We start from the raw sequence: 11,449 nt of genomic DNA, 5'->3' as shown, positions 1-11,449 counted from the left end.
AATCGAGGAGCGATCGCACGAATGCTCGAAGCCGTCAAGAAAACGTTAAAGATTAGGTAAGGTAACGAAGTACCGGCCGCCGGAAGACGATTCGGCAGGCGTACGCAGGGAAGGAACGGCCACTGACTGTCCACGCGCTCAACGAACTCCTGCTCGTCTGCTCACTCGTGCTGCTCGTCGCCGTCGTGGCGGTTCGCATCTCGTCCCGCAGCGGCCTCCCCAGCCTGCTCCTGTATCTCGGCATCGGGATCGCCATAGGGCAGGACGGGATCTTCCACGTCAAGTTCGACAACGCCGAACTCACCCAGGCGTTCGGCTACGCCGCTCTGGTCGTGATCCTGGCCGAGGGCGGCCTGGGCACGAAGTGGAAAGAGATCAAGCCGGCGCTGCCCGCCGCCGCCATGCTCTCGGTCGTCGGCGTCGCGGTGAGCGTCGGCGTCACCGCGGCAGGGGCGCACTATCTGGTCGGCCTGGACTGGCGGCAGTCGCTGATCATCGGCGCGGTCGTCTCGTCGACCGACGCCGCCGCGGTCTTCTCCGTGCTGCGCAAGGTGCCGCTGCCGGCCCGGATCACCGGTGTACTGGAGGCCGAGTCCGGCTTCAACGACGCCCCCGTGGTGATCCTGGTGGTGGCCTTCTCGACCAGGGGGCCGGTGGACAGCTGGTACGTACTGGTCGGCGAGATCGCCCTGGAACTGGCGATCGGCGCGGCCGTCGGTATCGCCGTCGGCTGGCTCGGCTCGTTCGGACTGCGTCATGTCGCCCTGCCCGCGTCCGGCCTCTACCCGATCGCGGTGATGGCGATCGCCGTGTCCGCGTACGCGGCGGGCGCCATGCTCCACGGCAGCGGCTTCCTCGCCGTCTATCTGGCCGCGATGATCCTCGGCAACGCCAAACTGCCCCACTGGCCCGCCACCCGCGGCTTCGCCGACGGGCTCGGCTGGCTGGCACAGATCGGCATGTTCGTCCTGCTCGGACTGCTGGTCGCCCCGCACGACCTGCTCGAGGACTTCTGGCCCGCGGTGATCGTCGGTCTGGTGCTGACAGTGGTGGCGCGCCCGCTGGAGGTCTTCATCTCGCTCATCCCGTTCCGGATGTCCTGGCAGGAGAAGACCCTCATGTCATGGGCGGGGCTGCGCGGCGCCGTACCCATCATCCTGGCGACCATTCCCATGGTGTCCGGGATCGAGGGCTCCGCCCACGTCTTCAACATCGTCTTCGTACTCGTTGTCGTCTACACGCTGATTCAGGGACCGACCCTGCCCTGGCTGGCCAAGGCCCTGAAGATCGCCGAGGACCCGTCCGAGGCCGCCGACCTGGGCATCGAGTCGGCGCCGCTGGAACGGCTGCGCGGTCATCTGCTGTCGGTCGCGATCCCCGCGAAGTCGAAGATGCACGGCGTGGAGGTCGCCGAACTGCGACTGCCCGCCGGAGCCGCGGTCACCCTGGTCGTACGGGACGGCAAGAGCTTCGTCCCCGCGCCGTCGACGGTGCTGCGGCGCGGGGACGAACTGCTGGTCGTCACGACCGATCCGGTACGCGACGCGGCGGAGTCGCGGCTGCGGGCAGTCGGCGAGGGCGGCAAGCTGGCCAGCTGGCTGGGGACCGACGGGGACAGCAGGGGCGCGAGGGCCCATCACTGACCATCCGAAGCGCACGACCAGGAGTCTGCGCACAATCGCAGGCAAGCAGGCAATCCTGCCTGTAGCATGAAGGAAACCTGATCGATACATCTGGTCACTCCACCTGATCGACCAACTCTGCCTGATGCAGAGCTGGCGCGACCGTATGGCGGTCGTGGCGTCCTCCGCCTCTGCAGCGAGCGCCCGGCATCTACCGCAGTTCCGCGCGAAGAGGACAGCTCTCGGCAGCCCCCGTACGGGACCGGCACCCACAGGTGCGGACCGGCGGGGGCACCGCTACCAGGCGGCAGAAAGGCATGGACCGTGGCGTCCACGGTCTCCGACCGCCCCGGTTACCAGCAGCTGCTGCGCACCCCGGGTGCGTGGACCTTCCTCCTGCCGGGCTTCGCCGCACGGCAACCCTTCGCCATGCTGACCATCGGCATCGTGCTGCTGATCCAGCACACCACCGGTTCGTACGGCAGCGCGGGCGCCGTCGCCGCTGTCACCGGCGTCTCCATGGCGCTGTTCGCGCCCCAGAGCGGCAAGCTCGCCGACCGCATCGGCCAGCGCGCCGTACTGCTGCCGGGCGTCCTCGTGCACGCGGCGTCCGTATCGGCACTGACCGCGCTCGCCCTGACGGACGCGCCGCTGTGGCTGCTGTTCCTGGCCGCCGTTCCGACAGGTGCGTCCGTCCCTCAGATCGGTCCCATGGTGCGGGCCCGCTGGGCGGCCCTGCTGGGCGCGGCTCCGGGCCGGGAGGCCTCGCCGCTGATGTCGACCGCCGCCGCCTTCGAGTCGGTGACGGACGAGTTCACCTTCGTCATCGGGCCGGTCCTCGCCACCGCGCTGTGCACCGGCGTGCACCCGGCGGCCGGGCTGGTCACGGAAGCCGCGCTGACGCTGGTGGGCGGGCTGCTCTTCGCGGCGCAGCACCGCACCCAGCCCGCGGTCCGAGCCGCCGCGGCCGGCGCCTCCGGACAGCGCGTCTCCGCTCTGTCCGTGCCGGGCGTACGGGTGCTCGCGGTGGCCTTCCTCGGGATCGGCGCGGTCTTCGGCGGCATGCAGGTCTCGCTGACCGCGTTCGCCGAGGAGATCGGCCGGCCCGGCGCGAACGGCCTGCTGTACGGGATCTTCGCGGCCGGCAACATGCTGGCCGGGATCGCCTGCGGCGCCATCGCCTGGAAAAGCGGGCCGCGGCGCAGGCTGATCGCCGGGTACGCGGCGCTGACGCTGACCGCTTCGGGGCTGTGGGCGGTGCACTCCGTGCCGCTGCTGGCCGGGCTCGGGCTGCTCGTCGGGCTCTCCATCGCACCCGCGCTGATCAGCGGATACACGCTGGTCGAGACGCTGGTTCCGGCGTCCGCGCGGACCGAGGCGTTCACCTGGCTGACGGGTTCGGTCGCGCTCGGCCAGGCGGCTGCGGTGACGGTCGCCGGACGGCTCGCGGACGCCCATGGCGCGAGCACCGGCTTTGTGGTGCCGCTGGTGGGAACCATGCTTGCGCTGGTCACCCTGGTGGCACTGCGTTCGAGGCTGACACCGGCCCGCACGACCATCACGGCCGCACGCGGCGCGGTTCACCGCGATCCTGTCGCGGCCAGAAAGTGACGATTCATGCGCTCGCATCACGCTCATGCTCAGCGGAATACGTCAGCGTGACTCCTCCGCCACATAATGTGACAGCTTCTCACTCAGGCAGACGGCCCTCATGACGGCCAAGCCCTGACCGCTGCCCTGCGGGCAGGTGACAGACATTACTGCAAACAGCGGCTCGTAGCAGTTACCATTGACGACTGTTAGCACTCATCGAGTGAGAGTGCCAGGAGGAAGACAAGTGCCGACCTATCAGTACCAGTGCACCGAATGCGGCGAGGGCCTCGAGGCGGTGCAGAAGTTCACCGATGACGCCCTGACCGTGTGCCCGAGCTGCGAGGGACGCCTGAAGAAGGTGTTCTCGGCGGTCGGCATCGTCTTCAAGGGTTCCGGTTTCTACCGGAACGACAGCCGCGGATCGTCGTCGAGCAGCACGCCGTCGTCTTCGTCCGCGAAGGCATCCGGTTCCGCTTCGCCTTCCTCGACGGGGTCGGACTCGAAGTCGTCCGCTTCGTCCGCCTCCGCTTCGTCCTCTTCCTCGCCGACGTCCTCCGCGTCGCCGGCGAGTGGTACGTCGGCCGCCTGAGCCGAGGTACCCAGCCTCTCTTCACCGGGGACCCCGCCGATCCACTCGGCGGGGTCCCCGGCGTTTTTGCGCCCCGCTACTGTGATCGCATGGTGAACGCAGAGATCGGTGTCATCGGCGGCTCGGGCCTGTACTCCTTCCTGGAGGACGTCACCGAGGTTCGCGTGGACACCCCGTACGGACAGCCGAGCGACTCCCTCTTCCTCGGCGAGATCGGCGGCCGCCGGGTCGCCTTCCTCCCCCGCCACGGCCGCGGCCACCATGTGCCGCCGCACCGCATCAACTACCGCGCCAACCTGTGGGCCCTGCGCTCCGTGGGCGTACGTCAGGTGCTCGGCCCGTGCGCGGTCGGCGGGCTGCGACCGGAGTACGGCCCCGGGACGCTGCTCGTTCCGGACCAGCTGGTGGACCGCACCAGGACCCGTACCCAGACGTATTACGACGGGGAGACCCGGCCGGACGGGGTGGCGCCGAACGTGGTGCATCTGGGCTTCGCCGATCCGTACTGTCCCGAGGGGCGCAAGGTCGCGCTGGCCTCGGCCCGCGGCAGGGACTGGGAGCCGGTGGACGGCGGCACACTCGTCGTCGTGGAGGGGCCGCGCTTCTCGACCCGGGCCGAATCGCGCTGGCATGCGGCGATGGGCTGGTCCGTGGTCGGGATGACCGGGCATCCGGAGGCCGTGCTCGCCCGCGAACTGGGGCTCTGCTACACGACGATGACGCTGGTGACGGACCTGGACGCGGGTGCCGAGGCAGGCGAGGGCGTCTCCCACGGGGAGGTGCTGAAGGTGTTCGCCGCCAATGTGGACCGGCTGCGATCGGTGCTCTTCGACGCGGTGACCGCGCTGCCCGCGGAGGGGGATCGCCACTGTCCCTGTGCGCACGCGCTGGACGGGATCGAGACGGGACTCGAACTGCCGTAGGAGGGTGCCCCGGTGGCGGGTGGGTGACGGAGTTGTCCACACCGTGGGGGCTGTCCACAGGGCGCAGCGGGAATCTCGCGGAAGGCGGAGAGTGAGGGCGTCGGCGTTCGTCCGGACTCCGCGCTCCTCACGACTGGTGGTGTTGGCCATGTTCCCGCCCGCTTCTGCGACCTCCTCCTCGCTTCATGTACGCCCGTCCGTCCCGGGTCCGCCGGTGTCGGCGCCCGCGCCCTGCGGGGTGCCCTCGTTCACGCCGTTGCGGGTGCGCGGGGGCGGGGGGCGTCGGCTGCGGCGTGCGATGTGGCGCCAGCGTCGCGCGATGGCGGCCGGGCTGGCGCTGACGGCTGCGGCGCTGGCCGCCGCGGGACTGGGCGGCGGCGAGGCCCCGGCCGGTGCGGGGGGCGCAGCAGGTGCCGGGCCGGTGAAGCGACGGCCGGTTCCGCTGGTGTCGGCGCCGGTCCGGATCGCGGATGCGGCAACCGTCCGGCTGCTGCGCCCCGGCGACCGGGTCGATGTGATCGCGGCCGGGGGCGCCGGGGCCGAGGCCAGGGTGGTGGCGAAGGGGGCCCGGGTGGCGGCGGTGCCGCGGGCGCCGGGCGACGGCTGGGCGGAGGATCCCGTGGAAGGCCCTGCGGCGGGCGGCGCGCTGGTCGTGCTGTCCGTGCCGCGGAGCACAGCCGCATCGCTGGCCGGCGCGGGGATCTCGGCCCGGCTTGCGGTGACCCTGTGCTGAACCGGACCCACCGCACCCTGCGCACTGACGCACGGTCAGGCAACCGGCCCGAAGGCGAGGATCGGGGGGTTCTGCCGCGTACTTCCTCAGGTCGGGGAAGAGTGCGCTCCCCCTGCGGCTCCCGCGGAGGAGGACTCACTCGCGAGCGAGAAGAAGAAGGCCGGTCCGGGGAAGGGCCACAACGCCTTCCTGCTGCGCGGCCATGTGATCGACCTGGCGATCACGGTCGTCAGCGGCGCCGCATTCGCCGACATCGTGAACGCGATCGTCAAGACCGTCATCAACCCGCTCGTCGGCGCGTTCGGCACCCAGGATCTGGAGAGCTACAGCTCCTGCCTCAAGGAACCCTGCGTCACCGCCCCGAAGACAGGCGGGCCAGGACCCGGGGCGCGGGCACGAGTAGCTCAGACGTGGTGGGGCGGCTTCTCGTCGAGGAAGCGCGCAAGGTCGGCGGAGCTGTCGCCGCCCGGGGCCCGCTCACCCCACCCTCGGTCCGTATCGTCCGCGGACTGCTGGTCCAGTGGATCGTCGAAGATCAGAGCCGGCTTGGGCTTCCTCTGTTCCGGTTGTACGGGGTGTGCCGGCTGTGTCGGTTTCGAATCGCGCGGTCCGGAGGTGGGGGCGGTGCTCATGTCTCCAGGGTACGGCGGCTCTCCCGGGTACGGCAGCGGTCAGCGGTCCTTCGGGTCGAGCATCCAGAGCCCGAGGACGACGGCGAAGGACAGGCAGAGGAAGCCCGCACCCCACCAGGCCGTTGCGGTGTTGCCCTCCATCCATTCGTCGACGACGACGGTCAGGCCCCAGAGCTGGCCGATGACCACGGTCATGGCCAGGGCCAGCCGGGCCGTCAGTTTCGAGGAGCGCTCGGGTTCCTGGTCGGTGCCCGCTCCCGGGCCGGGACCGGTGCGGCGGACCCGGGGGTCGCCGTAGCCGCTGGTGGAGCGGATCTGCGGATAGCGCTCATGGACGGGGCGGTTCAGCTCCGGCCGGGCGCTGCCCGGGTGGTACTCCGGGTAGGCCCGCGGGTCCGGGCCGGCGGGCTGCTGGGCGTCGGTCATGTCCGCCTGCCGGGGGGCTCGGCTTCGGTTGCCTGGGTACGGTGCGCCTTCCCGCTGGGAGCCTGCGCGGGAGGTGCCTCCCCGCCACCCCGGACGGAGGGGCAGCCGATCCGGGAGGCGAGGTCCGGGCGCTCGGAGCTGATCTGGCGGCACAGTCCCTGTTCGATGCTCTCGCCGGAGCGGGTGGTGCCGATGGCCCAGACGCTGCCGTCGGTCTCCTCCGTGAGCACCACCTTGGGCAGCGCACGGGGCGGCGGTCCGGCGGTGACCTCGCCGGTGCGGGCGTCGAAGACGCCGTCGTGGCAGGGGCAGTAGAGCTCCCCCTCCGCACCACGGTCCTTGCGCCAGAGGACCGCGCAGGCGAGATGGGTACAGATCGCGGAGTAGCCGACGAGGGTGCCGTCGTTCAGCCGGACGGCGACCGCCTTGTCCTCTTCGTCCGGGTAGCTGAAAGCGAGGGACTCGCCCGGCAGGAGCTGGGCGGCGATCTTCGTCGGCCCGGGTGCCTTGCCGCCCTCGGGTTCCCCGTGGCGCGGAAGCATCCCGGAGGCCACGCCGAGCCCGCCGACCGCCAGCCCGCCGGAGACGGTGGCGACGATCCGGAGATAGTCCCGCCGGGAGGTGAGGGAGTCGGCGGCGATCCGGTCGTGCAGTGCCTCGCGCGGGTCCCCGCCGTGCCGGTCCCCGGCCGGTGGCTGTTTGCTCACACTCATCGGCGGACGTCCTTCCCGTTGATTTCGACGACGGGAAGACCTCCGGGCACCGGCCACTGGACCTTGTCGGCGGGAACGACCATCGCGACGCCGGTACGGACCTCCGTCGTGCCGAAGATGAAGGTGTCGGCGATCTGGACACCGGGCCGCTCGGCCTGGAGTTCCTCGGCCGTTCCGTAGAACAGCGCCCCCGTCGGACAGACGGTGGCGCACATGGGGGCGAGGCCGTAGGCGGTGCGGTCGTAGCAGAGGTTGCACTTCATCTGCAGCTTCGCCTGGAGGTCGATCTTCGGGACGCCGAAGGGGCAGGCATTGACGCAGTTGGCACAGCCGATGCAGCGGGTGGTGTCGGCCTGCTGCACCACACCATCGGCGGTGACCAGGATGGCGTCGGCCGGGCAGACCTCGGCGCACGGGGCGACCGGGTCCTCGCAGTGCATACAGACCGTAGGGAGGGAGGCGACGGAGTGGCCCTCGTCGGTGTAGTCGAGGTGGATCATCGATTTACCGCGGTGCGAGTCGCACTCCCGGCAGGCGGAGACACAGGCCTGGCAGCCGATGCAGCGCCCTGGGTCGATGAAGATCGTTCTTCCCATCATCCGGGTCTCAGCCCCTCTCCGACGTGCCACGGCCCTGTGGGGACGTGGGCGGCCACGGGTCGGTGCGGGAGACCTGGGCCTCCGGATAGGCGACGTGGCCGGGTGCCACGGGAGGTGCGGGGACCTCGTCGATCTTTTCGGCGTGCTCGATGCGGCAGGCGCACACCTTGTATTCGGGGATCTTGGAACGGGGATCGAGGGCGTCGATGGTGAGTGCGTTGGCAGCGGTGGGTACCGGCCAGTGGTACGGGATGAAGACGGTGTCGGGGCGGATCGCCTCGGTGACGAGGGCGGGGAAGACCTCGCTTCCGCGCCTGGTGACGACGCGGACCGGTTCGCCGTTGCGGAAGCCGTGGGAGGGGTGGATCTCGGCCCAGGGGCGCGGGGTCTGTTCGACGAGGCCGCCCAGGCGTCGGGTCTGGTTGCCGGAGAGGAAGTGGGCGACGGTGCGGCCGGTGGTGAGCGACATGGGGTGCTCGTCGTCGTACGGGTCCATCGGCGGATGCCAGTCGACGACCTGCAGATGGATCTTTCCGTCGGGGTGGTAGGTCCGGCCGTCCTCGAAGAGCCGGGGGGTGCCGGGGTGGTCGATGGAGGGGCAGGGCCAGGCGATGCCGCCGGTCTCCTCCAGCCGTTCGTAGGTGATGCCGTAGTAGTCGTTGACGGTGCCGGCGGAGGCGATCCGCAGCTCGTCGAAGACGGCGCGCGAGTCGGCGAACGCGAATTTGTCGCCGACGCCGAGCCGCCGGGCGAGTTCGCACATCACCCAGGTGTCGGTGCGTACCCCGGGAGGTGGGTCCTGGGCCTTGTTGTGCTTGACGACGCGGGCCTCGGCGTTGGCCATCACCCCTTCGTCCTCGGCCCAGGTGGTGACGGGGAAGACGACATGTGCGTTGACAGCGGTCTCGGAAAGGAAGAAATCGAATTGGGCATGGAATTCGGCGGCGTCGTACCCCTCCTTGACCACTTTGTAGTTGGGCAGGGAGACGAAGGGGTTGTTGCAGATGCCGATCAGGCCCCGGATCTCGCGGCGCTGCATCTGCCAGACCATTTCCATCATCGAGGTACCGGCGGGCGGGAGTTCGGACTCCTCGATGCCCCAGATCTCGCAGATCTGCCGACGGTGCTCCGCGTTCATGATCGAGCGACCGCCGGGCAGGAGGTCCGACTTCTGGCCGTGCTCGCGGCCGCCCTGCCCGTTGCCCTGGCCGGTGATGGTGCCGTAGCCGGCGCCGGGCTCGCCGATGTGGCCGGTGGCGGCGCAGAGGTTGATCACGGCGAGGCAGTTCTCGACGCCCTGCGAGTGGTGCTCGATGCCGCGGGCGTGCCAGGCCATGGCCTTGGGGGCGCGGGCGAAGGTCCGGGCGACCTGAACGATCTGTTCGGCGGGGACACCGCAGATCTCGGCGCCACGGGACGGCGGGTACTCGGCGGCCTTGGCCCTGACCTCGTCCCAGCCGGTGGTGTGGGCGGCGAGATAGGCCTCGTCGGTGAGGCCCTCCTCGATGACGACGTTCAGAACGGAGGTGAAGAACGCCGAGTCGGTGCCCGGCTTGAGGGCGACATGGATGTCGGCGGTGCGAGCGATCGCGGTCTCGCGCGGATCGATGACGATCAGGCTCGCGCCGCGGTCCCGGGCTCCCCACACATACTGGGTCATCACGGGGAAGCATTCGCCGACGTTGGAGCCCGCGATCAGCAGGCAGTCGGTGAGCAGGATGTCGGAGAACGGGTTGCCGGCCCGGTCGATGCCGAAGGCGAGCTTGTTGGCTCCCGCCGCGCTGACCATGCAGAGCCGGCCGTTGTAGTCGACATGCCGGGTCTTGAGTGCCACCCGGGCGAATTTGCCGACCAGATACGTCTTCTCGGAGTACAGGCTGGCGCCGCCGAGCACCCCGAAGGCGTCGTTGCCGTACGTCTGCTGGATGCGCTTGACCTCGGAGACCGTGAAGTCGAGCGCCTCGTCCCACGAGGCTTCACGGAACGCCTCGTCACGAGAACGGCGCATCAGCGGGGCGGTGAGCCGGTCGGGGTGGTTGACCTGCTGGTACGCGTTGACGCCCTTGGGGCACAGCCGCATCCGGTTGATGTCGTGATTGCGGGGTTCGACGCCGAAGACCTTTCCGCCGCGGTCGACACGCAGATACATCCCGCACTGGACGCCGCAGAAGCAGCAGTGGGTGGGGACGAGGGTCTCGCCGTTCTGGTCGGCGCGCCACTGGTCGGCAGGGATGCCGCCCGCGTCCCGGAAGGCCCGGGTGCCGGGCGGGGCGAGGGACGGGTCGAGCGGAACGGCCCTACGGGGGTCGTCGGCTCGCGGATCCGCGGTCACTTGAAGCCCTTCTTCACATGGGAGAGATAGGCACTGCCGCGCAGGACCCTCTTGCAGCGCGGGCAGTATTCGGCCCACTCGTCGAAGTCCAGGCTGAGATCGCGCATGGTGCCGCGGAGGTTCTCGACGTACGGTCCGGTGTCGATGGGCTCCTCGCAGCGGCGGCAGGTGAAGATCTCCTGGTCCTGCAGGCCGGTGTACTTGAACAGCTGCATACCGACCGCGGCCGGGCGCTGGACGATGTGGAAGAACTTCCCGAACGGGAGGTAGATGAGGGTGAAGACCACCGACACCATGTGGAGGATCGCCAGGAATTCGTATCCGCCGCCGTGCAGGAAGATCGACGAGAAGGTGAGCAGCAGCCCGGTCACGGAAATGACGATCAGCGCGATCAGCGGGACGAGGTCGTAGGCGAAGCGCTGGCCGGTGATGGCGCCGCGGTCCTTCATCCGACGCCACAGGAAGTAGCAGGCACCGGGGATGACGAGCACGGCGGCGATGTCGAGGCCGTGGAACATCAGCCAGCCGAGGACGTTCAGCGAATCGAAGCCGATGATCTTGAAGCCCCAGATGCGCATCTCGTAGCCGGGGCCCGAGCCGCTGCCCGAGGTGAAGGTGAACCAGCCCCAGGTCAGCGGGAAGGTGATCAGCGACGCGAGGACGCAGCCCCAGAAGATCAGCTGGTGGGCGGCCCAGCGGGCGTGGGAGCGGGCGCCGAGGAACTTCTGGAAGCCCAGATAGGTGGCGATCATCTTCGGCAGGGCGGTCGGGGCCTTGCGGAAGTTGGCCATGGAGAAAAAGGTCCGCCGGCCCTGCCGGAACAGGCGCCGGGCGCCTGGCGCGGAGATCCAGACCGTGTAGCGGTAGGCGACACCGAAGGCGAGGAAGACCGTGGCGACCGCGTACGGGAGGAGGGCGGAGTCGAAGTTCTCCAGAAGCCGGCTGCCGAAGAGGATCGCGAGGATCAGCAGGACGGAGACGACGACGCCGGCCGCGGTCGCGCGGAAGGTGACGGACAGGAGAACGCCGGCACCGGCACCGTCCGGGGCGGGCGGTGCCGGTGCACCTGTGGCTGCGGCTGCGGCTTCTGGTGGCTCGGTCACTCAGCCACCGTAGGGATGAATAGGGCCATTAGTCCTGTTTGGGCCATCGGCAGGGTGAGCCCGTCGCCCGGACGGCGCGCAGCCGGGTTTCGGGCGGCGCGCAGGCCGTGCGACGCGAAGGGAGGAAGCGGACGGTGGACCTCCTTGGCCCGCACCTTCCGACGTCGTCCGTACGCCTCTCCAT

The 11,449-nt window shown here is 69.8% G+C and carries 11 protein-coding genes and 1 pseudogene; 6 read left to right on the top strand and 6 right to left on the bottom strand.

What is annotated here, in order from left to right; all coding sequences use genetic code 11:
• Positions 1–122 precede the first annotated feature (122 nt).
• The 6 genes and pseudogenes from OG395_RS31185 to OG395_RS31160 form a co-directional block, all read left to right on the top strand.
• Complete coding sequence (locus OG395_RS31185) at positions 123–1,643, top strand: potassium/proton antiporter (protein ID WP_327249508.1); 1,521 nt, start codon at positions 123–125, stop codon at positions 1,641–1,643.
• 303 nt (positions 1,644–1,946) lie between these two features.
• A complete protein-coding gene (locus tag OG395_RS31180) occupies positions 1,947–3,233 on the top strand; it encodes an MFS transporter (RefSeq protein ID WP_327245896.1) in 1,287 nt (428 codons plus the stop codon).
• Positions 3,234–3,459: 226 nt separating this feature from the next.
• On the top strand, positions 3,460–3,804 hold the full coding sequence (locus tag OG395_RS31175; protein ID WP_327245895.1) for an FmdB family zinc ribbon protein: 345 nt from the start codon (positions 3,460–3,462) through the stop codon (positions 3,802–3,804).
• An 89-nt stretch (positions 3,805–3,893) separates the two neighbouring features.
• Positions 3,894–4,727: an S-methyl-5'-thioadenosine phosphorylase gene (locus tag OG395_RS31170; protein ID WP_327245894.1), complete on the top strand. Its 834-nt coding sequence runs from the start codon at positions 3,894–3,896 to the stop codon at positions 4,725–4,727.
• Positions 4,728–4,875: 148 nt separating this feature from the next.
• Positions 4,876–5,460: a hypothetical protein gene (locus OG395_RS31165; RefSeq protein ID WP_327245893.1), complete on the top strand. Its 585-nt coding sequence runs from the start codon at positions 4,876–4,878 to the stop codon at positions 5,458–5,460.
• Positions 5,461–5,520: 60 nt separating this feature from the next.
• A pseudogene (locus tag OG395_RS31160) lies at positions 5,521–5,832 on the top strand (MscL family protein); the annotation flags it as partial.
• Between the two features lie 32 nt (positions 5,833–5,864).
• Here the strand turns inward: OG395_RS31160 and OG395_RS31155 are convergent.
• Genes OG395_RS31155 through OG395_RS31130 form a run of 6 tightly spaced genes read right to left on the bottom strand, consistent with a single transcriptional unit; the run spans position 5,865 to position 11,265 of the window.
• Complete coding sequence (locus tag OG395_RS31155) at positions 5,865–6,092, bottom strand: hypothetical protein (protein WP_327245892.1); 228 nt, start codon at positions 6,090–6,092, stop codon at positions 5,865–5,867.
• Between the two features lie 39 nt (positions 6,093–6,131).
• Complete coding sequence (locus tag OG395_RS31150; RefSeq protein WP_327245891.1) at positions 6,132–6,518, bottom strand: DUF6755 family protein; 387 nt, start codon at positions 6,516–6,518, stop codon at positions 6,132–6,134.
• Complete coding sequence (locus OG395_RS31145; RefSeq protein WP_327245890.1) at positions 6,515–7,231, bottom strand: Rieske (2Fe-2S) protein; 717 nt, start codon at positions 7,229–7,231, stop codon at positions 6,515–6,517. The genes OG395_RS31150 and OG395_RS31145 overlap by 4 nt, the downstream gene beginning before the upstream one ends.
• Complete coding sequence (locus OG395_RS31140) at positions 7,228–7,830, bottom strand: 4Fe-4S dicluster domain-containing protein (RefSeq protein WP_327245889.1); 603 nt, start codon at positions 7,828–7,830, stop codon at positions 7,228–7,230. The genes OG395_RS31145 and OG395_RS31140 overlap by 4 nt, the downstream gene beginning before the upstream one ends.
• Before the next feature lie 7 nt (positions 7,831–7,837).
• A complete protein-coding gene (locus OG395_RS31135; protein WP_327245888.1) occupies positions 7,838–10,162 on the bottom strand; it encodes a molybdopterin oxidoreductase family protein in 2,325 nt (774 codons plus the stop codon).
• Positions 10,159–11,265, bottom strand: a complete 1,107-nt coding sequence (locus OG395_RS31130) for an MFS transporter (protein ID WP_327245887.1) — start codon at positions 11,263–11,265, stop codon at positions 10,159–10,161. Before OG395_RS31130 ends, OG395_RS31135 begins: the two co-directional genes overlap by 4 nt.
• Positions 11,266–11,449: the final 184 nt, after the last annotated feature.

The sequence above is a fragment of the Streptomyces sp. NBC_01320 genome, from assembly GCF_035974375.1.
GTDB lineage: Bacteria > Actinomycetota > Actinomycetes > Streptomycetales > Streptomycetaceae > Streptomyces > Streptomyces yanii.
This window is presented reverse-complemented; position numbering and strand designations above follow the sequence as displayed.